22 protein-coding genes are annotated in these 22,348 nt (G+C 57.1%); 12 read left to right on the top strand and 10 right to left on the bottom strand.

Features of this window, described 5'->3' with window-relative positions; all coding sequences use genetic code 11:
* Both pdxA and rsmA read left to right on the top strand, forming a co-directional pair.
* Positions 1–987 (top strand): 4-hydroxythreonine-4-phosphate dehydrogenase PdxA, encoded by a 987-nt coding sequence (gene pdxA, locus AAC621_RS11525; protein ID WP_340255888.1) that lies wholly within the window; start codon positions 1–3, stop codon positions 985–987.
* Positions 984–1,820, top strand: a complete 837-nt coding sequence (rsmA, locus tag AAC621_RS11520; RefSeq protein WP_340255884.1) for a 16S rRNA (adenine(1518)-N(6)/adenine(1519)-N(6))-dimethyltransferase RsmA — start codon at positions 984–986, stop codon at positions 1,818–1,820. The genes pdxA and rsmA overlap by 4 nt, the downstream gene beginning before the upstream one ends.
* A 65-nt stretch (positions 1,821–1,885) precedes the next feature.
* Here the strand turns inward: rsmA and AAC621_RS11515 are convergent, their stop codons facing one another.
* From AAC621_RS11515 to AAC621_RS11500, 4 genes are all read right to left on the bottom strand, one after another.
* The gene (locus tag AAC621_RS11515; RefSeq protein ID WP_340255882.1) at positions 1,886–2,446 is read right to left on the bottom strand and encodes a DUF4167 domain-containing protein; all 561 of its coding nucleotides are present in this window, start codon (positions 2,444–2,446) and stop codon (positions 1,886–1,888) included.
* A gap of 238 nt (positions 2,447–2,684) precedes the next feature.
* Positions 2,685–3,536: a peptide chain release factor N(5)-glutamine methyltransferase gene (prmC, locus tag AAC621_RS11510; RefSeq protein WP_340255879.1), complete on the bottom strand. Its 852-nt coding sequence runs from the start codon at positions 3,534–3,536 to the stop codon at positions 2,685–2,687.
* Entirely contained in the window at positions 3,533–4,588 is a 1,056-nt protein-coding gene (gene prfA / locus AAC621_RS11505; RefSeq protein ID WP_340255876.1) for a peptide chain release factor 1, read from the bottom strand. The genes prmC and prfA overlap by 4 nt, the downstream gene beginning before the upstream one ends.
* A 45-nt stretch (positions 4,589–4,633) precedes the next feature.
* Positions 4,634–5,089: a DUF1499 domain-containing protein gene (locus AAC621_RS11500; protein WP_340255873.1), complete on the bottom strand. Its 456-nt coding sequence runs from the start codon at positions 5,087–5,089 to the stop codon at positions 4,634–4,636.
* 175 nt (positions 5,090–5,264) lie between these two features.
* Between AAC621_RS11500 and AAC621_RS11495 the strand changes: the two genes are divergently transcribed.
* On the top strand, positions 5,265–5,471 hold the full coding sequence (locus tag AAC621_RS11495; protein WP_317655813.1) for a cold-shock protein: 207 nt from the start codon (positions 5,265–5,267) through the stop codon (positions 5,469–5,471).
* A 63-nt stretch (positions 5,472–5,534) separates the two neighbouring features.
* Here the strand turns inward: AAC621_RS11495 and AAC621_RS11490 are convergent, their stop codons facing one another.
* A complete protein-coding gene (locus tag AAC621_RS11490; RefSeq protein WP_340255871.1) occupies positions 5,535–6,470 on the bottom strand; it encodes a hydrogen peroxide-inducible genes activator in 936 nt (311 codons plus the stop codon).
* A 173-nt stretch (positions 6,471–6,643) separates the two neighbouring features.
* Between AAC621_RS11490 and katG the strand changes: the two genes are divergently transcribed.
* Positions 6,644–8,806 carry a catalase/peroxidase HPI gene (gene katG, locus AAC621_RS11485; RefSeq protein ID WP_340255868.1) on the top strand — a complete coding sequence of 721 codons (2,163 nt, stop codon included), beginning with the start codon at positions 6,644–6,646 and terminating at the stop codon, positions 8,804–8,806.
* A gap of 186 nt (positions 8,807–8,992) precedes the next feature.
* Positions 8,993–9,634: a hypothetical protein gene (locus AAC621_RS11480; RefSeq protein WP_340255866.1), complete on the top strand. Its 642-nt coding sequence runs from the start codon at positions 8,993–8,995 to the stop codon at positions 9,632–9,634.
* Here the strand turns inward: AAC621_RS11480 and AAC621_RS11475 are convergent.
* The 5 genes from AAC621_RS11475 to AAC621_RS11455 form a co-directional block, all read right to left on the bottom strand.
* The gene (locus tag AAC621_RS11475) at positions 9,611–10,381 is read right to left on the bottom strand and encodes a maleate cis-trans isomerase family protein (RefSeq protein WP_340255863.1); all 771 of its coding nucleotides are present in this window, start codon (positions 10,379–10,381) and stop codon (positions 9,611–9,613) included. The genes AAC621_RS11480 and AAC621_RS11475 overlap by 24 nt on opposite strands.
* A gap of 293 nt (positions 10,382–10,674) precedes the next feature.
* Positions 10,675–11,502 carry a sulfite exporter TauE/SafE family protein gene (locus AAC621_RS11470; RefSeq protein WP_340255861.1) on the bottom strand — a complete coding sequence of 276 codons (828 nt, stop codon included), beginning with the start codon at positions 11,500–11,502 and terminating at the stop codon, positions 10,675–10,677.
* Positions 11,503–11,613: 111 nt separating this feature from the next.
* A complete protein-coding gene (locus AAC621_RS11465) occupies positions 11,614–12,063 on the bottom strand; it encodes a YtoQ family protein (protein ID WP_340255858.1) in 450 nt (149 codons plus the stop codon).
* Between the two features lie 26 nt (positions 12,064–12,089).
* Entirely contained in the window at positions 12,090–13,070 is a 981-nt protein-coding gene (locus AAC621_RS11460) for an Ldh family oxidoreductase (protein ID WP_340255856.1), read from the bottom strand.
* Positions 13,071–13,102: 32 nt separating this feature from the next.
* Positions 13,103–13,990: a LysR family transcriptional regulator gene (locus AAC621_RS11455; RefSeq protein ID WP_340255853.1), complete on the bottom strand. Its 888-nt coding sequence runs from the start codon at positions 13,988–13,990 to the stop codon at positions 13,103–13,105.
* Positions 13,991–14,085: 95 nt separating this feature from the next.
* Between AAC621_RS11455 and AAC621_RS11450 the strand changes: the two genes are divergently transcribed.
* The 7 genes from AAC621_RS11450 to AAC621_RS11420 all read left to right on the top strand — a co-directional run bounded on the left by AAC621_RS11450 (position 14,086) and on the right by AAC621_RS11420 (position 22,322).
* Entirely contained in the window at positions 14,086–15,534 is a 1,449-nt protein-coding gene (locus tag AAC621_RS11450; RefSeq protein ID WP_340255850.1) for an aldehyde dehydrogenase family protein, read from the top strand.
* Positions 15,531–16,571, top strand: coding sequence for a membrane dipeptidase (locus AAC621_RS11445; RefSeq protein WP_340255847.1), 1,041 nt, complete (start codon positions 15,531–15,533; stop codon positions 16,569–16,571). The genes AAC621_RS11450 and AAC621_RS11445 overlap by 4 nt, the downstream gene beginning before the upstream one ends.
* A complete protein-coding gene (locus AAC621_RS11440; protein ID WP_340255844.1) occupies positions 16,568–18,268 on the top strand; it encodes a hypothetical protein in 1,701 nt (566 codons plus the stop codon). The genes AAC621_RS11445 and AAC621_RS11440 overlap by 4 nt, the downstream gene beginning before the upstream one ends.
* Positions 18,258–18,920, top strand: coding sequence for a DUF3726 domain-containing protein (locus AAC621_RS11435; protein WP_340255842.1), 663 nt, complete (start codon positions 18,258–18,260; stop codon positions 18,918–18,920). The genes AAC621_RS11440 and AAC621_RS11435 overlap by 11 nt, the downstream gene beginning before the upstream one ends.
* On the top strand, positions 18,913–20,169 hold the full coding sequence (locus AAC621_RS11430) for a glycine betaine ABC transporter substrate-binding protein (RefSeq protein WP_340255839.1): 1,257 nt from the start codon (positions 18,913–18,915) through the stop codon (positions 20,167–20,169). The genes AAC621_RS11435 and AAC621_RS11430 overlap by 8 nt, the downstream gene beginning before the upstream one ends.
* A gap of 70 nt (positions 20,170–20,239) precedes the next feature.
* Positions 20,240–21,247 carry an ABC transporter permease gene (locus tag AAC621_RS11425; RefSeq protein ID WP_340255837.1) on the top strand — a complete coding sequence of 336 codons (1,008 nt, stop codon included), beginning with the start codon at positions 20,240–20,242 and terminating at the stop codon, positions 21,245–21,247.
* Positions 21,248–21,272: 25 nt separating this feature from the next.
* Complete coding sequence (locus AAC621_RS11420; RefSeq protein ID WP_340255834.1) at positions 21,273–22,322, top strand: quaternary amine ABC transporter ATP-binding protein; 1,050 nt, start codon at positions 21,273–21,275, stop codon at positions 22,320–22,322.
* The last annotated feature ends 26 nt before the right edge of the window (positions 22,323–22,348 follow it).

The following is a 22,348-nucleotide window of genomic DNA, read 5'->3' as shown; positions in this document are numbered from 1 at the left end:
ATGGGTGCGGGCACGACCGGCCCCATTGCGCTCAGCTGTGGGGAACCTGCGGGGATTGGCCCCGAGATTGCCGCAAAAGCGTGGCATGAATTGCAGGGCGCGGTTCCTTTTTTTGTCATTGGAGATGCGGATCATTTCAACGGGCATGGCGCACCTATCGTCAAAATATCTCAGGCAAGTGCCGCCTTTGCCGCCTATGGCGATGGTTTGCCAGTTCTGCACCGCGACTTTGGCCCCGCCCGTGCGGCAGGCCACCCCCAAGCCGCCCATGCGCAAGGCGTTATTGACGCAATCGCGGAGGCCGTAGAGCTTGCCCAATCGGGTGCAGCGCGGGCAATTTGCACCTTGCCCATCCACAAACACGCGCTGCAACAGGGCGCGGGTTTTGCCTATCCTGGCCATACGGAATATCTCGCGGCCTTGGCGGGTGGGGTAAAGGTGGTGATGATGTTGGCCTGCGGAGAATTACGCGTTGTGCCTGCCACCATCCACATCCCCCTCAGCGCGGTTCCTGCGGCCTTTACTCCCGATCTGTTGCGCGATGTGATCCGCGTGACCTCTGACGCAATGCAGCGCGATTTCGGCCTGCAGACCCCGCGTTTTGCCGTGGCGGGCCTCAACCCCCATGCGGGCGAAAATGGCGCCATGGGGCGCGAGGAAATCGCGTGGATGATCCCCTGTCTGGAGGGGTTGCGCGGCGAAGGTTATCAGATCGCGGGGCCGCTCTCCGCAGATACAATGTTTCACCCTGCGGCGCGCGCGCGGTATGATGTGGCCATCTGCGCCTATCATGATCAGGCGCTGATCCCAATCAAGACGCTTGATTTCTCAGGCGGGGTGAATGTGACGCTTGGCCTGCCCTTTATCCGCACCTCGCCCGATCATGGCACGGCCTTTGATATTGCGGGCACGGGCCGCGCAGATGCCACAAGCTTGGTCGCGGCGTTGCGCATGGCGGATCAAATGGCACAGGCGCGCGCGGCATGATTGATACCCTCCCCCCCCTGCGCGAGGTGATCGCAACCCATGATCTGCGCGCCAAGAAATCCTTGGGGCAGAATTTCCTGCTTGATCTGAACCTGACCGCAAAAATCGCCCGCATTGCAGGGGATTTAAGCGCCTGTGATGTTCTGGAAATCGGCCCCGGCCCTGGTGGTTTGACCCGTGGCCTTTTGGCCGAAGGGGCGCGGCGCGTTGTGGCTATTGAAAAAGACGCGCGTTGCCTGCCCGCTTTGGCAGAAATCGCCGCCGGCTATCCCGACCGCCTGAGCGTTCTAAATGACGATGCTTTGGCCGTGGATTGGGCGGCGCATCTGAACCCGCCGATCCGTATCATCGCCAATCTGCCCTATAATGTGGGCACCGAATTGCTCATCCGTTGGCTGATCCCGCCTGTCTGGCCACCACAATGGTCAAGCCTGACCTTGATGTTCCAACGCGAAGTGGCCGAACGTATTGTGGCGCGCGAGGGCAGCAAGGCCTATGGCCGCTTGGCCGTCTTGGCGCAATGGCGCTGTGAGGCGCGGATTGCGCTGAACCTGCCACCTGAGGCCTTCACCCCACCCCCAAAGGTCAGCTCTGCGGTGGTGCATTTAACAGCACTTGAGGCACCGAAATTTCCCGCAGATCAAAAGGTGCTGGAGCGCGTGGTTGCCAAAGCCTTTAATCAACGCCGCAAGATGCTGCGCGCCGCGCTGAAGGGGCTTTGCCCAGATATTGAGGATCGCATCTTGGCCGCAGGGCTGCGCCCGACTGACCGCGCAGAAACAGTCAGCCTTGAGGGGTTTTGCGCCCTCGCCCGCGCTGTCGCGGCCGATTAAGGCAAGAAAAACCCCCGCACCAAGGATGGCACGGGGGCAATGTCATGCAACAAGGTCACGCGCGATTATTCGCCTTGCGCCTCGCTTGGGGCTGCAACCATTGGGGCGGCATCGCTGCCTGCCTCGTCAGATTTGCGCGGGCGGTGGGGGCCACGCGGCGCGCGTTTCGCGCGAGGTTTGCTTTCGGGCGTGTCGACCAAGGTGCTGGCACCCTCCCCATCGCCATCGGCGGCAATCGCCAAACCATCCGTCTCACTGGGCATGACCTCTTGGCCTGCATCCTGCGAAGTCTCGGCCTCGTCCTCGTTCGAATACCCACGGCGATCATGGCCATTCTGGCCGCCATTATGGCTTTGCTGCTCTTCGCGGCGCGCGTCCATCTCGCGCTGCGCCTCGCTTAGGAGGCGGGAATAATGCTCGGAGTGCTGCAAGAAATTTTCAGCGGCCACACGGTCATTGCTCAACTGGGCATCACGGGCCAATTGCTGATATTTGTCGATGATCTGCTGCGGCGTACCGCGCACCTTGCCCTCTGGGCCAGAGCTGTCAAACACCCGATTGATGATATTGCCAACAGAGCGGTTGCGATTGCCCTTTGACCGCGAGCGGTTCTTTGATGATCTCATTGTTCTTATATAGTCCAGTGTTGAAGCCATCCACGGCAGGGTGTCAGGCGGCCTAATGCCAAGTCCGTGCCAATATCCACGATCAGCCTGTGCAATCTGTGCCTTTGTCCAGAATATCGTGGCTGTTATTTCGGGGGAATGTCTTTATAATTCCTCTCCCGTACTCTCCGCTTGCCATGGCTGAGGGGCGCTTACAAGCGGAAATTTGCAAAAACGGCAAAATTATCGGCTTTTTCGCCTAGGAAAGCATCGCTTGCGCCACCACAACACGCGGCTTGCCTGCCAAATCATGGATGACGCGCACAGACCGAAACCCTGCTTGAGCAAAAATTTGCGGCACGGTTTCGCCTTGATCATAGCCGATTTCGACCATTACCGCCCCATCGCGCACAAGATAGGCGCCTGCCTGCACAGCGATCACGCGATATGCGCTCAGCCCATCATGACCATCGGTCAGCGCCGCAGCGCGCTCATGCAAGCGCAGCTCTTCGGGTAGACCTGCATAAGTTGCCTGATCAATATAGGGCGGATTGGATAGGATCAGATCAAACATCGCGGGCTCAGGCAGCGCCACAAACCATGGGCCCGTGAAGAACTGCAACCGCCCCGCCACGCCATGGGTCTTTGCATTTTGTCGCGCTCGGGCCAAGGCACCCTCATCCAAATCGGTTGCAACCCCTTGCGCCTCTGGCCGCGCGGCAAGCAGGCTGATTGCAATCACCCCCGTGCCTGTGCCCAGATCAAGAAAGCGCGTAAAGCCATGCGAGAGTGCGGCCTCTACCAAGGTTTCCGTGTCAGGCCGCGGGGCCAAATCCCCCGCCCCAACCACGAAATCCAATCCCATGAATGCAGATTTCCCAATGATATGGGCCACAGATTGTCCAGCAAGGCGGGCCTCCACCACTGCCTCAAAATCAGTGATGTGATTTTGGGCGGCCAGATCATTGAGACAGGCTGACAACCCCGCCCCTGACAGGCCTGCGGCATGCGCCAATAAAAGGCGTGTATCGCGCTCAGCCTCATCTTGAGGCAAGCGCAAAGACAAACGCGCGCGCGCGGCGGCGTAAAGATCCCGATAGCGCGCGCTCACCCGTCCATCTCAGCCAATAGGGCGGCTTGATCATGGGCGGTCAGCGCGTCAATGATCTCGTCCAAATCACCCGACAAGACCTGATCCAACTTATACAAGGTCAGATTGATCCGATGATCTGTCATGCGCCCTTGGGGGAAATTATAGGTGCGGATACGCTCGGAACGATCGCCCGTTCCCACCTGACTTTTGCGCGAAGCGGCGCGGGCATCATCCGCCTTTTGCCGTTCCAGATCATAAAGCCGCGCGCGCAAGACCTGCATTGCGATCTCGCGGTTGCGGTGTTGTGACTTCTCCGATGAGGTGACGATGATCCCCGTGGGCAAATGGGTGATGCGCACGGCGCTGTCTGTGGTGTTCACATGCTGACCACCCGCGCCTGAGGCGCGCATTGTATCAATACGAATATCGGTGGCTGGGATATTAATATCGACATCTTCGGCCTCGGGCAGAACAGCCACAGTCGCGGCGGATGTATGGATACGTCCGCCTGATTCCGTTTCTGGCACCCGCTGCACGCGATGAACGCCAGACTCGTATTTCATCCGCGCGAATACCCCCTCGCCCGCGATCCGCGCGGTTACATCGCGCACCCCGCCAAGCTCGGAGAGCTGCTGCTCGATCAATTCAAGTTGCCATCCCCGCGCCTCGGCGTAGCGTTGATACATCCGCAGCAAATCGCCTGCAAAAAGGGCCGCCTCATCGCCGCCCGTTCCCGGGCGAATTTCAAGAATGGCAGGGCGCGCATCGGCCGCATCTTTGGGCAAAAGCGCAATGCGCAATGCATATTCAACCTCTGGCAGCGCGATTTTCAGCCGTGCCAATTCTTCTTCGGCCAAGGCGCGCATCTCAGGATCGGCCAACATCGCCTCGGCCCCCTGAAGATCAGATTTGATCTGCTGATATTCGTCAATCTGCGTGACCACAGGTTTCAGCTGCGCATATTCGCGGCTGATTGCGGCAATCGCATTGGCGGCGGGGCCTGCGTTTAATTGCGCCTCGAGATACTCGAAGCGCTCGACAATTTGGCGAAGGGGTTCTGCTGGCAACATAGGCAGGGTTTGGCGAAGCGGCGCGGGCGCGTCAAGCCTGATTGATCAGCGCGCTTCCTGCAACGCAGCGACCCAATCGGCCACGCGCGCTGCATTCACCCCCAAATCGCTATAACCAAAACGCGACCGCGAGAAGATCTGAACCCGCGCGCCCCCCTCATCAGTAGGATCAAGCGTTAGGCTGAGCGCGTCAGGAAAGCCCATCAAACGGCTGCGATAGACATAGGTGACAAAACCATCCTCTGGTTGGCCTGCTAACAGAACGGCGCCATCGCTGGCGGCCTTCAGTGCCACATCGGCCGCCACATCCGCCAGATTGCGCGGCACTACCAAGGCCTCATCCCCCACCAGTAGCGCAAAATTCGGGGTTGATGGCGGCACGGCCAAAGCAGGGCGCATATGATAGCGCGCGGCATCCATTGGCATCACACGAAAGGCCACCGCCGCAAAAATCACGATACCAAAAAGCGTTGCAACGGCCATGAACAATTTGAACAGCATCTTTTACCCCCAACGATTTATCTTTACGCGAAGCCCATTTCATGCGACATGGGCCGCGCTAGTTATCTGATATCGCTCTTCTGTCCCTCTTTAAAGGCAACAGTGCAGCCTATCTCGCATGACGATTGCCAAGCTGCCACATGGTGTGGGCAGCATAATGACAGGAGACACGGAAATGGCCAATGGCACCGTGAAATGGTTCAACGCAACCAAAGGTTTCGGCTTCATCGCACCTGATGAAGGCGGCAAAGACGTATTCGTTCACATCTCTGGTGTTGAGCGTTCTGGCCTCAAAGGCCTCAACGACAACCAGAAAGTGACTTACGAGCTGGAAAAAGGCCGTGATGGCCGCGAAAGCGCCGTAAATATCACGCTGGTCTAAGGCATAAGCCTGATCCAGTTTGGATTGGAAAAGGTGGGCTTTGGCCCGCCTTTTTCTTTTTGGTCACGCGATTTTGGGCATAAGCCCGCCTGTCATGGCCTCGGACGCGCCCGTTTCTGCCGCCTCGCGCACCACATTGGCCAATTTGCGCAACTGATTGGAAAGCGGGCTTGTGCGCCGCCAAATAACCCCGATTTTGCGCGCAGGCGCAGGGGTGCGAAACCGCGCCAAGGCCACGCTCGCGGAGCGCGTCTCAACAGGCACAGCCATTTCAGGGATAAGCGTCACGCCAATCCCCGCCCCCACCATCTGCACAAGCGTTGACAGTGATGAGCCATCCATCACCTCGCGCGGGGTATTTGCGCCAAGCGTGCAAAAAGACAGGGCTTGGTCGCGGAAGCAATGCCCCTCCTCCAACAAAAGGAGTTTCATTTCGCGCAGGGAATTGGCATCGGGCACAGGCTTGCCCGAATCTTCGGGCGGGCGCACAAGAATGAAATCTTCTTGAAACACCTCCACCTCCTCAAAGCTGGGCTCAGATATGGGCAGGGCCACAATCGCCGCGTCCAACCGCCCTTCGGACAATTCCGATATCAAGCGCGGGGTGATCGTTTCACGCAATGCCAAATTTGCCTGCGGGTAATACTGCCCCATCAAGCCCACCACACGGGGCAAAAGATATGGCGCAATGGTGGGGATCACACCAAGACGCAGGCGGCCCAAATCATCACCGCGCGCCGCACGCGCGCTATCGCCCAAATCGTCAACCTCGGCCAATATCCGCTGCGCGCGCGCCAAGAATCCAACCCCAAACGGGGTGGGTCGCACATGGCGGGCCGCGCGCTCGAACAGGGCCAGACCCAAACCATCCTCTAAGGCTTGAATTTGCATGGACAAAGCGGGCTGCGAGATCGCGGATGCGGCGGCCGCATTTCCAAAATGACCATGCTCGGCCACCGCGACCGCATATCGTAACTGTTTCAAGGTGATATTAGCCATAACAAAAACTGATTGCCTACATCAGAAAATCAAAATTAAACTAATCGCTCACTGATGCTAAAACAAGCCTAAGCGCCGTTTGCATGCGAATCCGTGCAACGGCCCTCTGATCACCGAGAACCGCACCCCGATGATGGGGCCTGCATGAGACAACCCAAAAGGAGACTGCCCTCATGGATGGAAATAACATTGGCAAATGCCCCGTGATGCATGGCGCGCAAACCGCGCTTGGCACAACTGTTACCGATTGGTGGCCAAATGCGTTGAACCTCGACATTTTGCACCAACATGATCGCAAGACCGATCCGATGGGCGAGGCTTTTGATTACCGCAAGCAATTGGAAAAGCTCGATATCGATGCGCTGAAGAAAGACATGCACGCGCTGATGACCGACAGCCAAGATTGGTGGCCTGCAGATTGGGGCCATTATGGTGGCTTGATGATCCGCATGGCCTGGCACGCGGCGGGCAGCTATCGCACCGCTGACGGTCGCGGCGGCGGCGGCACTGGCAACCAGCGTTTCGCGCCTTTGAACTCTTGGCCCGACAACACCAACCTCGACAAAGCCCGCCGCCTGCTGTGGCCAATCAAGAAAAAATACGGAAATTCAGTATCTTGGGCGGATTTATTTATCCTCGCAGGCAACATTGCTTATGAATCCATGGGCCTCAAAACCTTTGGCTATTCCTTTGGCCGCGCCGATATTTGGCATCCTGAAAAGGACATCTATTGGGGCGCAGAAAAAGATTGGCTGGGGTCTGAGCGTTATGCCGAAGATCGCGGGTCTGAGACATTGGAAAACCCGCTTGCGGCGGTTCAAATGGGCCTCATCTATGTGAACCCAGAAGGTGTGAATGGTCAGCCCGATCCGCTGCGCACCGCGCATGATGTGCGCGTGACCTTTGCCCGTATGGCTATGAATGACGAAGAAACCGTGGCCCTGACCGCAGGCGGCCACACAGTGGGTAAGGCGCATGGTAATGGTGATGCGGCCAATTTGGGTGCTGACCCTGAAGGTGCCGATGTGCATGAGCAGGGCCTTGGCTGGAACAACCACACCACCCGTGGCGTAGGCCGCGACACTGTCACCTCGGGCATCGAAGGTGCTTGGACCACCCACCCCACCAAATGGGATAACGGCTATTTCCATTTGCTGCTGAACTATGACTGGGAATTGAAGAAATCCCCCGCAGGGGCATGGCAATGGGAACCTGTAAACATCAAGGAAGAAGACAAGCCCGTTGATGTCGAAGACCCATCTATCCGCTACAACCCGATCATGACGGATGCGGATATGGCAATGAAGATGGATCCCGAATATCGCAAGATTTCGGAAAAGTTCTATGCCGATCCTGAATATTTCTCGGAAACCTTCGCCCGCGCATGGTTCAAGCTGACCCACCGCGATATGGGGCCAAAGGCGCGTTATTTCGGGCCAGATGTGCCTGCCGAAGATTTGATCTGGCAAGACCCGATCCCTGCGGGCTCCACGACTTATGATGTGGATGCGGTCAAGGCGAAAATCGCGGCAAAGGGCCTGTCCATCTCCGAGATGGTCGCGACCGCATGGGACAGCGCGCGCACCTTCCGTGGGTCTGATATGCGCGGCGGTGCCAATGGCTCGCGCATTCGTCTGGCCCCACAAAAGGATTGGGAAGGCAACGAGCCTGCCCGCCTGCAAAAGGTGCTGACCGCATTGGAACCCATCGCCACGGAAACGGGCGCAAGCCTTGCGGATGTTATCGTTCTAGCGGGTAATGTCGGTGTCGAACAGGCGGCCAAAGCCGCAGGTGTCGAAATCACCCTGCCCTTCACGCCAGGCCGTGGTGACGCCAACCAAGAGCAAACCGATATCGACAGCTTCGAAGTGCTAGAGCCCGTCCATGACGCGTTCCGCAACTGGTTGAAAGCGGATTACACCGTGCAACCAGAGGAGCTGATGTTGGATCGTGCGCAGCTTTTGGGTCTGACAGCGCCCCAAATGACCGCATTGATTGGCGGTATGCGTGTGCTTGGCACCAACCATGGCGGCAGCGCGCATGGGGTGTTTACGGATCGTGTTGGCACATTGTCGACCGATTTCTTCGCGGCGCTGACCGACATGGCCTATAAGTGGGAACCTGCAGGGTCGAACCTCTACAACATCGTGTCTCGCAAAACAGGCGAAACAAAATGGACAGCCACCCGTGTGGATTTGGTTTTTGGCTCAAACTCAATCCTGCGCGCTTATGCCGAACTTTACGCACAAGACGATAATGCCGCGAAATTCGTGCATGATTTCGCCGCTGCGTGGACAAAGGTGATGAATGCAGACCGCTTTGACGCGGCCGCATAAAGCAGGCGGGTAAGAAAAGACAGGCGCGCGCCCCAAAAGGGCGCGCGTTTTTTATCTTTTACGGACCAGACCTGCCTGCTAGCCCTAGGCGCATGCAAACGGCACTTATACTGATCATTGCTTTGGCTGTTGCGGGTCTGTTGATCTGGCCACCCTTGGCAAAATCGACCCTCCGGCGCGCTATGGTTGGCGCTTGGCACAGATATGCTCGATGGGCAGGGTGTGATCCTATCCCCCGCGACAGAAACGGGCCCCGCAGCCCTGTTTTTGGGGTTTGGGCTGATTGTGACCGTGCAAGGTTTCGAAACGGTGCGGTATATGGGGGCAGAGTATGCCCCCGCGTTACGGATCCGCGCCATGCATATGGCGCTGCTTATCGCCACGCTGATCTATATGGCCTATCTTCTGCCCCTCAGCCTAATCTTTACGCCCGCCCCGCAAGCTGTCATTGAAACAGCCATTATCGACATGATGGGCCGTTTGGCACCAATCCTTGCTCCGCTTTTGATGATTGCGGCTTTGAGTGCCCAGTTCAGCGCCGCCTTGGCCGATACGGGCGGATCAGGCGGGCTGCTGGCAGAATTGACCCGCGACCGCATCGGTGCGCGCCACGGCTATGTCATTTTGGGCGCAGTTGCGCTGATCCTTACATGGGTTGGCGATGTGTTTTCCATCATCGGCTATGCCTCCTGCGCCTTTGCCTTTTATTACGCGCTGCAAGCCGCGATTGCGGCGGCAGGCGCGGGCAATTGGCCAAAGCGCCTGTTCTTTTTTGCGATGGCCCTCCTGGGTGGGGCGATCACCCTATTCGGCACTTCGGGCGAATAGGGGCTCAGCCATTAAGCGCCCCACGCGCAAGGCGGGCCTAATCCCCGCCAATTGGCACATATGCCATGCCATCACTTGGTTGGACGACAGGGCAACGGCACCTGTCTCGGCCTCGATGGCATCAATGACATCTAAGGTGCGCAAATTCGTGCAGGATAAAAATACCGCTTCGGCCCCACCCCGTTGCAGCAGCGCCGTTGCCGCGCGGGTGACAGACGGGCCATCGATGAGCGCAACTGCATGTTCGCGCGCCTCGTTAAAGGTTCCGAACACGGGGCATTTTACCCCTTGTGCCGCGACTGCGGCGCGCAGGCGGCTTGAGACCTCGGGCACATAGGGCGACAAAAACGCCAAGCGCGTGATCCCCATATGACGGCAGGCCGCCACGAGCGCCGAAAGCGGGTCGGTCACATGGGTTGCGGGGCATCCTTTGCGCAGCAATTCAGCCACCCGCCCCGCCCCGATCACCGATGTCGCCGAGGTGCAACCATATCCCAATACATCAAAATCCAAAGCGGGCGGCATAAGGGCGGCGGCATCGCTTAGATGCCCCTCCATCGCAGCAAGACTGTCTGAACTGACGGTTTCAGCACTGGGGACACGGCTGATATACAGGGCCACTTCCTCTTGAGGCAAGATACGGCGCAGATCGTGTTCTAGCGTTTCATCGGATTGCAACACAACCATGCCCAACACGGCACGCCGCCCCAAAATAGGTGCAATAGTGTAGTCAAACACATCTTCCATGGCCAAGGGCCCCATGCGTGATCGCGATTACCATCTATGCTGCGGGGGTTTTGTGATAAATCATGCACGCCCTGCGACCTCTAATGGCCTATTTGCGCCGCTTTTGCCCCTTAGGCCAAGTCACCTATGCAATAAGAAAGACCAAGATAGAATTTTCTTATCAAGTGAAATCATCCATACGCAACTCTATGAATATGATAGCGTTTTCAACACTGCCAAGGGGCATGAGATCTGCAACCTATCTTATAGAAGCGTATTTATGCTGCATTGCTGCTACCCTTGGTGGTACCCGATTAGCCCGTTAAAATCGCATAAACAAAGCGCAAACAGACCAACGCAAGGAAGAGGCCAAAGGCCAATTCCAAATGCCGCCGCGACAGGCTATGTGCCAATTTCACACCCAAATTAGCAGTCAGAAAGGTGGTTGGCACAAACAGGATCATCCCCAAGAAAGAGACATATCCGATGGCATCCATCGGTAAACCCTCTTGGCCGAGGCCCGCGATCATATAGCCAATCGCGCCGGGGACCGAGATCAAAACCCCAATCCCTGCCGATGTGGCCACCGCCTGATGAATGGGGCGGCCATGCAATGTCATGATCATATTCGAAATCTGACCCCCACCGATCCCCATCAGGGCCGACAAAAGGCCAATCAAACCACCATAGGAATAAAGCCCGGCCCCCGTGGGCAAATCAGCGCCCAAATCCCATTTCTTTGCACCAGAGATCATCTTGATCGCATTGGCCCCCGCCACCACGACAAAAACGATCTGAAAGATGAATGGCGGTGCAAAACGGGCCAAACCCGCGCCGATCAGCACACCTGCCAGAATGGGCAGCGCCCATGATTTCAACAGCGCCTCGTCTACCGCTCCGCGTGCCCGGTGGCCCATATAAGAGCGGATTGAGGTAGGAATGATAATGGCGAGTGAGGTGCCAACCGCCAACGGCATCCGCACCTCATCTGAGAGGCCCAAGAAGCCAAACACCTCATAAAGCACAGGCACAATCATCGCGCCCCCACCTACGCCGAATAGCCCCGCGAGCACGCCCGTCACTGCACCCGCTGCAAGCAGCATTACCGCCACGATGGCGAATTCCGCCGTCATGAAATCCATTTATTCACTCCAGAAAATGCGCAGCCCCCGTCACGGAATGTGCACGGCACGAGCGTCACTTTGGAGCCCATATACGAAAGCACCGTGGCGCTGCCAAGCGTAGAAAAGCATCTAAAGGGTGCCGTCAATCACGTAGGCCAGAATTTTCGCAACCTGTGCGGGCGTCTCAGTAACGGCAAAGGCCGCCCCATCAACCTCTTTTAGCGCGTGTTGATGATCTGCTCCATGCACCACAATCAGCGACTTGCCCAAGGCCGCAGCATATCCCGCGTCAAAGGCGGCGTTCCATTGTTTGTATTTTTCACCAAAGCGCACAACCACGATATCGGCATCTGCAATCGCCTTACGGGTGCGAATGGCGTTTATCTTTGCGCCTTTGTGATCGTGCCAGAATTTCTGATCCTCAGCTCCCAAAATGGCCACGCCGCAATCATCACTAGCGGCGTGATCGGTCACAGGCGCGGTAAAGCGAACAGACAGACCCGCTTCGGCACAGGCGGCGATGATCTCCTCGCGCCATGTCGTGTGAATCTCGCCCGAAAGGTAAACTGTTAAATCCATGGGTTCTCTTCCTGTCTCGTGGCGCGCTAGGCTGCCAATCCTGTGATCTTATCCCAAAGGGCCTGAGGCACATTCACCGATGTCTCCCGCACCCGCCCTTGGCCTGGAACACGCGCGCCCTCTTCTTCGGCCACAGCCTCCAACAGTCGCGTGATCCGCGCGCCAAACTGATCGCTAAATGTGCTCGCATCCATCGCAAAATAGAATTGCCCCAATCTATGCGGCGGCCCATCTGGCAATTTCAGCCCCCCGACATCCAACGAATTGACCGAGCCCGTCATCGCAGCGGCCAAGACCTCGGCCATAATGCCAAACCCCCACCCCTTATAGCCGCCCGCACTCAACAATGCGCCTTGCAAGGCCGCTTCGGGATCGGTTGTTGGGCGGCCTTCGGCATCTACGGCCCAACCCAATGGGATCTTCTCGCCTGCATATTTCGCCATGGTGATTTTCCCCAAAGCCACGGCCGAGGTTGAGAAATCAAAATGCACCGACAGCCCCCCTTGCCCATCAGGCACGGACATGGCGATGGGGTTGGTGCCGATGACGCGCCGCTTGCCATTTGGCGCCGCCACAACGGGCGAGGCGTTGGTAAAGCCGATGCACAGCTTGCCCGCTTGCGCGATTTGTTCGGTAAAATAACCAAGCGAGGTGCAGGTATGGCTTTGCGCCACGGCCAGCATGGCCACGCCTGTTTCATCCACCAGATCGCAGAATTGATCTTTGGCCGCGGCAAAGGCGGGTTGGGCAAAACCAAGCCGCGCATCCGACAAGATCGCAGCCGCCTTTGGACGGCTAACAACAGGCATGACCTGCCCATCAACACGCCCAGAGGACAATTGCACACAATAGCTTTCGACATATTGCAGGCCGCAAATCACATTGCCATGCGCCTCGGAATGGGCAGTGGCGCGGGCCACCTCCCCCGCCTGCCATGCGCCCGCCCCATGGGCCATGAGCGCGGCTTTGGTCACGGTTTCAATCTCGCTGATCGCCACTTGCGCCATGGCCGCCCTCCCTATGGTCGTTTTGTCAAAGGCTAAGGGCTTGGCGCAGGGGGTGCAAGCAAGTCCCAAAATGACTGCGCCACAGGGCTAAGATGGGCGGCGCAGTTCCTTATTTTACACAGCTCACGGCGGCTATGCGGATCATTAGGGGCAAAGAAGCGCAAGGCGGGATCGGCTTCGGCCATCGCGGTTTGGGGCAAAATCGTGATCCCGATACCCGCCCGCACAAATGCCAAAAGTGCCGTGGTATTGCGCGCCTCAATGCGGCAATCTTGCAATCCTTCGGTCACGCTGGGGTGATCCACCAGATCGCAAAGCGGGTTGGCAATCAGCGGCTCGTGGATCAAATCTTGCCATTGGACGCCGCGCCCCTTGGTTTTCTGCGCAAATCGCCCGTCATGGCGCGCGACAATCCCCAAAGGGTCGCTCAAAAGGAGCTCCGCCTCAACGGATGGCGCAGCATTGGCACGCGGGGATTGCGAGATTATCCCAATATCCACCTCGCCCATTGCCACTTGTGCAATCACACTGGCGGTGTCGCTGTCGCGAATATCAAGGCGCACATCAGGACGGGCCTGCGAAAAGGCCAAAACCGCGCGCGGCAAAAGCGTGATGGTCGCAGAAGGCACCGCCATGACCCGCACAGTTCCCGCCAAAGATCGCGCATGGCGCGCTATGGCATCGAGACTGCGGGTATAGGAATTGGCGGCGCGCCGCGCCTCCTCCAACACCAAACGTCCCAAAGGGGTGAGGCGATTTTTGCGATCCGTTTCAAAGAGGGGCGCGCCCACTTGGGCCTCAAGCTGTGACAGAGCCATCGACAGGGCCGATGGCGTGCGCCCCAATTTCTGGGCCGCAAGCGCCAAGGCCCCCTCTTCGGCCACGGCCAAAAACACGCGCAACATCTCTAACTTGATCATAGTTCAGAATTCTTGAAATTTATTTCAATAATTTGAGATTGCCTGAAGTATATCCCCCTGTCTAGGCTGAACGCGCGGTAACAAGGGACAAGTTTATGCAGGGTCAGAATTTCATCGATGGCATGTGGCGCGATGGCGTAGCGCAGATTGCGAATATCAACCCATCTGACACCAGCGATGTGATTGGCCATTTCGCCCAAGCCAGTCATGAAGATTTGACCGAAAGCTTGGCCGCGGCGCGGCGTGCACAGGCCGAATGGTGGGCCATGGGCATTGAGGCACGGCACAATGTGTTGATGGCAATCGGCACAGAGATGATGGCACGGGCCGATGAACTGGGCGAGATAATTTCCCGCGAGGAGGGAAAACCGCGCGCTGAAGGTCGCGGTGAGGCCTATCGCGCAGGCCAATTCTTTACCTATTTCGCAGCAGAGGCGCTGCGCAATCAAGGCGACCATGCCGAAAGTGTGCGCGGCGGCATTGAGGTGGATGTGCGCCGCGAACCTGTAGGCGTTGTGGCGATCATCAGCCCCTGGAACTTTCCAATTGCAACGCCCGCGTGGAAAATCGCACCTGCATTGGCCTTTGGCAATGCCGTGATCTGGAAGCCTGCCAACCTGACCCCTGCAAGCGCCGTGATGCTGACCGAGATCATCGCCCGCCAAAACATTCCCAAAGGCCTGTTCAACTTGGTTATGGGCGCAGGGGGCACGATTGGACAGGCTTTGGTGGAAAGTACCGCGGTGGATGCCATAAGCTTTACAGGCTCGGTTCCCGTGGGCCGTGCCATTGCCACATCAGCCATTCCCAATATGACCAAGCTGCAAATGGAAATGGGATCAAAGAACCCTATGCTCGTGATGGAGGATTGCGACCTTGATCTGGCTGTGGCCCATAGTGTGAATGCGGCTTTCGGGGGCACGGGTCAAAAATGCACCGCCGCCTCGCGTTTGATTGTGCACGAGAAAATCCACGATGCTTTTGTCGAAAAATTGGTCGCGGCCACAAATAAGCTCGTGGTTGGCCCCGCCCTAGACAGCGCCACGCAAATCGGCCCTGTGGTGAGCGAAGCCCAGCTTAACAGCAATCTTGATTATATCGCCCTAGGCCAATCCGAAGGGGCCGAGCTTTTATGTGGCGGAACCCGCGCTGATGCGGAAACCACAGGCTATTTCATGCGCCCTGCGGTCTTTGCCAAGACCCGCAATGATATGCGGATCAACCGCGAAGAAATGTTTGCCCCCATCACATCGGCGATTAAGGTGGGCAGCTATGCCGAAGGGCTAGACGTTGCCAATGACAGCGAATTTGGTCTCACCGCAGGGATCATGACCAAAAGCCTTGCCCGCGCCGCCCATTTCCGCGCGCACATGCGGGCGGGCTGCGTGATGGTGAACCTTCCCACCGCAGGCACAGATTACCATGTGCCTTTCGGGGGACGGGGGGCATCCTCCTACGGGCCACGCGAACAAGGCCGCTATGCCGCAGAGTTTTACACGACAGTCAAAACCTCGTACCTTGGGGTCACGGGGGATTTGGAATGAGTGAAACAGGTGCGATGCATCCCGTGCAAAACCCGCTGATTGACGGGCTGCAATATGCCAAGTGGTCGGAAAAAGTCTTTCGCCAGATGCGCGAAGGCGGGGTGGATGCGGTGCATGTCACCATCACCTATCACGAGAATTTCCGTGAAACGGTTCTCAATATCGAAAAATGGAACCGCTGGTTCGAAACCTATCCAGACCTGATTTTTCAAGGCTTTGATGCAAGCGATATTGCCCGCGCGCGGGCCTCAAGACGCACGGCAATTTTCTTTGGCTCGCAAAATCCCTCCTGCATCGAAGATGACATTGGGTTGGTCGAGGTGCTGCATCGCTTAGGTCTGCGGTTCATGCAATTGACCTATAACAACCAATCCCTGCTTGCCACGGGCTGCTATGAGGCCGAGGATACAGGCCTCACTCGCATGGGGCGCGAGGTGGTGGCCGAGATGAACCGCGTGGGTCTGGTCATCGACATGAGCCATTCGGGCGAGCGCTCGACTTTTGAGGCGATGGAACACTCCACTCGCCCGATTGCAATCACCCATGCAAATCTGGCCAGTTGGCACCCTGCCTTGCGCAATAAATCCGATGATCTCTTGCGCGCGCTTGGCCAGTCGGGGGGGATGCTTGGTTTTTCGATCTATCCCCATCACCTGAAGGGCGGGTCTGCCTGTAGCTTGCAAAGTTTCTGCGACATGGTTGCGCGGGCCGCCGATTTGATGGGCGTCTCACAGATCGGCATTGGAACGGATCTATGCCAAGATCAACCCGACAGCGTGGTCGAATGGATGCGGGTCGGGCGTTGGACGAAAAATATCGACTATGGCGAAGGCAGTGCCGCGCAGGCGGGGTTCCCGCCAATGCCTGATTTCTTTGCCGACAATCGCGATTTTGGCCGTTTGGCCGCAGGCCTGCGCGCAGCGGGGTTTGACTCGGGCAATGTCGCAGCAATCATGGGTGGAAATTGGCAGCGCTTTTTCGGCGAAAGTTTCACACCCGCTGTGCAGGCTGTCCCCAATACAAAGGCCGCGCAATGATGGATCGGGCGGCGCCCCATATTATGGGCCTTGCGCCGATTGCGCTGCGGGCGCCTGATACGGTCATGCGCCTCGCGCGGATGGGATCAGCCCACCCCACGCGGCTGTCATTTCTGCGCATCTTGCTGCGCCGCATTGAAACCGAAGGGTGGCGGTTTGAGCGGCATATCTTTGATCTTGACGAAAACGGTGTTGGGTATGCCGTCTATTGCCTTCACGGGCCTAAACGCAGTTATAGCCTTGTGGCCTTTGCCCATGATCTGCCCGCAGATCAACGCTCGGATCGGGTGATTGCGACTGCGTGGGATGCCACCTTTACCCTCTTTGATGGTATCCCCACCGCAGATGATATCACGCGGCTAAGCGCCAATGTGCCCCTGCAAGAGGCAGGGCGCATCAGCCCGAGGGAATTATCCCTCAGCCGCGCCAATCGGTCGGTCAGGTTGTTTGATCATGTTGTGGCCCGCTTGGCCACGGGCCAACAGCCAGAACGCGATGCGCTTGATGAGGTGGGCTATTTAATGCGCACAACCGCCGTTTATGGCTCGTCCAAATTCGGGGCGGCGGAAAATGCCGATATTGCCACGCGGCCAGAATTATGCGCGCCGTTCCAAGCCGAGATGATGTCGGTTTGGCTGACCCGCAGCTTTACCATCGACCTTGTAAATCATCTGGCCCGCGCCAAAGGCGGGGCAGAGGCCACAACGCTTGCGCCCGCATTGGCCCTCAGTCTTGGGGTGGGAAATTCTACAGGTCTTGGCATGGCCCCGTTCTTGGTGCGTCACCCTGCCCTTTTGGACGCTTGGGTGCGGGTGCGCGAAACAGCGCTTGCACGGGTGCGCGGCCAAAGACGGATGTCAGAGGCCGATTTGCGCTCGCTGATCGCGGGCTGCGAGGCCGCGCGCGACACGGGCGCGACATGGCGTTCAAATCACCCTGTGCAACTTGCCAAATTGGCAGATCTGCGGGGGGATTTAGAAAAGCTCCATCATCATCTAACCACAGGCCGCGGACATTGTGTGAAAGACCTGCCATGGAATGCGATATGGCATTGGGGGGAAGCGCATCTTAGCCTTGAGGGGCAAGAAATGCTCTTGTCGATCCTGCTTGAACCCTGCGGCGCGGTGATTGACGATTTGGAAATGTCGCTGCGCGCAGACGAGCCACCCGCCCCCCCGATTGAGGGGCAAGCGCGGCTTGGCGATCTGCGCCGCGCGATTGAGGGCCGTTACGACTGGGCCTTGTCCTATGACTTCTCAACCCAAGAAGCACGAGCGCGGTTCTGGTATGTCTCGGAAGAAAAGCTTGAACCCCGCCTCGGCGCGCGCTTCGAGGAAGAGGGCGCAACCCGTGAAGCCCCGCTTGGCATCGCCGATTTGATCCGTAAGGCCTATGACGCGATGGCCGCCTACCCTGATGCCACGCCCGCCTATGCGTTTCTTTTGGCCCATCCCGAACACCGCCAAATTCTGCGCCGCCTACAATGGTTGGCGGGGCGCGATTATGGCGAGATTCGCGAAAACCTCATCGGCGCTGACATCCTGCCCATTGACATGATGCGCTATAAGCTGGCCTTTTTTGGGGCCAATCACTTTGATCCGCGCTCGGATAAATGGCTGCGCATCAGCCTCTTTGCGGGGCAAGTTTTCCCTGAACATATCTGCGCACCCGCGCATGGGGGAGCAGATGCAGCTTAGCGCGGGGGAATGGGCCAGCTTGGGCATTAAGGCCGCGCGCGGCGCGGGCTATTCTTGGGGCTTGGCCGAGGAATTCGGCGCAAGTTTGGCGACTTTAGCGCAATGGGGCATCAACGGCGCAGGCCCTGCACTTGCGTTATGTGCCGCGCAGGCGGTTTTGGGTCTGCCACAGATGACCGAGATTAACGGAGGCGTTTGGGGGCAAGCTGGCGCACCGCTTTGCCCTGTCACAACGGGCGCGCTGATTTGTGATCTCGGGACGAGCCCCCAAGGCCTTTTTGGGCCACACCCCTTGACGCTTGCCACTGTGGCCGAGCCGCTGATGCTGCTGCCATTTTTGGACGGGCTAGCGGCCCGCGAAGGCCGTGCAGTGCAAATTTCGACACCAAAAGCGGCACTTGTTTTTGGAGGCCTTTTCCCATTGGACGCCAACGAAATCACCCAATTTGCAGATCACGCGCGCGACGCGACCCTAACCCTCTGTGCCAAGCCAAGCCGTTATGGCGCATCTGTACCGCGCGCGCCATATCTCCAAACGATAACTCCCGAGACCTACGCAGATTTGGATCGCTTTGCGCTGGAGACAACGGTGCCCGCAACTGCGCAATCACGCGAGACGGGGGCAGGCGCAGGCCTGAGCGATAATGACTAAACATAACGAACCCGAAGAGCCCTCCGCTAAAACAGTATGGCGCGACCTTTGGGCTCTCGGCAAAAAATACAGTTTGCACGCAAGGTTCAGCCTCACATCGTTGACCTTCGTGCCGAGACCGGCATGCAATTTCATGCCAGAACTCGACTTAGGCGCAGATTTTGTACCGAAGTCGAAAACTAAAACCGCCAATGTCGCTATCGCACGCGAAGTGTCGGTTGAAGAACCTGAAAACTTACAAGTTCGTTGTGAACTTACAACATCATCTGGGAGATACGTTAAAATGAAGAAATTTGCTTACACGTCAGTGGCTGCGCTTATGTTGTCCACAAGTGGTGCCTATGCTTGCGGTCAAGTCAGCGTTGGCGCAATGGGTTGGGCTTCAGGTGAGGCCCTTGCAGCGCTTACCGGGTTTGTTCTTGAGCAAGGTTATGGCTGCGAAGTTACTATCGTTCCAACTGACACAGTACCTGCGGTTACATCGCTAGCTGAAAATGGTCAGCCGGATATTGTTCCCGAGGTTTGGGTAAACTCAGCCACTGTGTATGCTGGTCTTGAAGCTGAAGGTAAAGTCATCACAGCCTCGAACACATTCTCAAACGGTGGAGAAGAAGGTTGGTGGATTTCCACCGCTGCTGTCGAAGCTAATCCTGAACTTGCCACAATCGAAGGTGTCTTGGCCAATGCCGAATTGGTTGGTGGGCGCTTTAACAATTGCCCCGTTGGTTGGGGCTGCCGCATTGTAAACGATGCGTTAAAAGTTGTATTTGATCTTGAAGGAAACGGGATCGAAGTGTTTGATCACGGCTCTGGCGCAAACCTTGCTGCATCAATCGCAGCAGCAGACGAAGCTGGCGAACCGTGGTTCGGCTATTACTGGGGTCCAACTGCGATCTTGGGGAAATATGATCTGACCAAGGTTGACCTTGGCCCAATTGACGGCCCACAGCATGCGATTAATCAAAACGCAGATGCAGACCCTGCAACTTGGGGGCCGTCAGATTTCCCTGCGGCTACTGTTGTTAACGCTGTCACTGCAGATTTGGCCGAACGCGAGCCAGACGTTGCTGATTTTATGCGCAATATGGAAATGCCCAATAATATTGTCAGTTCGATGCTAGCATGGGCCGAAGAAAACGGCGCATCTGCTGATGAAGCTGCGGCCTGGGTTTTAACCAACCACAGCGACATGATCCTTGGCTGGATGTCAGAGGATGCAGCTACGCGCGTTTCAGCGCTTCTGCAATAATCCAAAACCAATGACAAAGGTCAGCGCCGCAGGGCGCTGACCTCTCTCATTTTTGCAAGGAGGGTAACTTATGGCGTATGATTGGATATTCAGCGCGCTTGGCATGACAGACGCCTGCAAAACCGATAGCGGGCCACTTTTGTCATTGTCATCTTTGCGCAACGAAGCGCCAAACCCATGGGATTTACCCTTTCCTTCGCTTGATACACTTAACGAGGCCTGTGCCGCCTTTCCAAAAACACGGGACTTCACCGCCGCATTAGAAGATGGTTTCCTCTACATACGCCCCGCCCTGCGCACTATTCTTGATCCGCTGACCCAGCCCCTGTCATGGGCGCTAGATGGCGCTTTAACGCTGTTTGTGGAAATGCCGTGGTGGATTTTGGTGCCGCTTTTAATCTTGGTGGCCAAGCTTTTGTCGAATTCCTACAAGGTCGCGGGCATCGTGGCGACGTCTTTCTTGTTTTTACTCTTCGTCGATTACTATGAATTCGCCATCCAAACCCTGTCGATCATATTTGTTTGTACGGTGTTGTGCGTGGCCTTCGGGGTGCCGCTTGGAATTGCCATGTCGCGCTCAGACAGGTTCCAAAACGCAATAATCCCGATTTTGGATATGCTGCAAACCTTGCCGACCTTTGTATATCTGATCCCCCTCATTTTCTTGTTCAATATCACCGAACCCAAGCTCTATGGTCTTGCGATTATCCTCTATGCGATTGTGCCTGTGGTTCGCCTGACCAATTTGGGCATTCGCCTTGTGGATCGCGATGTAATGGAGGCGGTCACAGCCTTTGGTTTAACGGATCGCCAGAAACTCTATCGCGTGCAAATCCCGCTTGCCCTGCCCAATATCATGGCGGGTGTGAACCAAACGATCATGATGAGCCTTGCGATGGTGGTGATTGCCTCGCTCGTGTCAGCCCCGGGTCTGGGAACATTGGTTCTCGATGGCATCAACAACCTGCGCCTTGGTGTTGGCTTTTTGGCGGGTTTTGGCATCGTGTTGATCGCGATTATGCTTGATCGCGTCTCCAAGGCCGCCTTGGCACGTATCGACAAGTCGAACAAATCATAAGCACCGCAGAAGGGACTAAGAAACCATGGCTTTGGGTGACGTGAAAATCTCGGTGCAAAACCTATTCAAAATCTACGGCCACAATCCACGCGCCGTGCAGGACAAGGTTTATGATGGCATCGACAAATCCGCCTTAATGCAGGAAACGGGGCATGTTCTGGCGTTGAATAATATCAACGTGGACATGCGCGAGGGGCAAATTACCGTGGTGATGGGCCTGTCTGGCTCTGGCAAATCCACGCTGATCCGCCACCTCAACCGATTGATCGAACCGACCTCAGGGCAGATCTTTCTCGATGGCACAGATATTCTGGCCATGGATGAGGAGGCGCTGCGCGATTTGCGGCGGCGGTCTATGTCGATGGTGTTCCAGAAATTTGCGCTTTTGCCCCACCGCACCGTCTTGGCCAATACAATCCTTGCGCCCGAGGCGCGCGGCGAGAATATCAAACAAGCCGAGAATGAGGCGCGCAAGTGGTTGGCCCGTGTGGGTCTTGAAGGGATGGAAGACAGCTATCCAAGCCAGCTTTCAGGCGGGATGCAGCAGCGCGTGGGTCTGGCCCGCGCTTTAACCTCAAACGCCGATGTGATGCTGATGGACGAGGCATTTTCCGCGCTTGACCCGCTGATCCGCACCTCGATGCAAGATTTGCTGTTGGAATTGCAACGTGACCTGCACAAGACCATCATCTTCATCACTCATGATTTGGACGAGGCGTTGAAACTGGCCGATCACTTGGTAGTTTTGAAAGACGGCTATATCGTGCAGCAGGGTGACCCGCAGGAGATATTGCTGCGCCCCGCTGCACGCTACATTGAGGAATTCATCCAAGACATCAACCGCGCGCGCGTTTTGAAGGTGAAATCCATCATGAGCCCCGCCGAGACAAAGCGCGGCTGCGGTGATGTCGTGCGGGGCGATGATACGCTAGAGGCGGTCATCAACGCCCATAAGGGCCGCATTGATGGCACCTTTGCCGTCTCTGACCCGAACGATGCCACCAAAATCATCGGCAAGGTGAAGATGGAAGATATCTATCGGGCTTTGGTGCGCCCACAGATGCAACATGATTAAGTAAATTAATTCATAGCGGGGCGGCT

The sequence above is a fragment of the Roseobacter sp. HKCC-CH-9208 genome (assembly GCF_037805125.1).
In the GTDB taxonomy this organism is placed as follows: domain Bacteria; phylum Pseudomonadota; class Alphaproteobacteria; order Rhodobacterales; family Rhodobacteraceae; genus M30B80.
The sequence above is the reverse complement of the archived record's forward strand: the minus strand, read 5'-3'. Positions and strand labels throughout refer to the sequence as shown.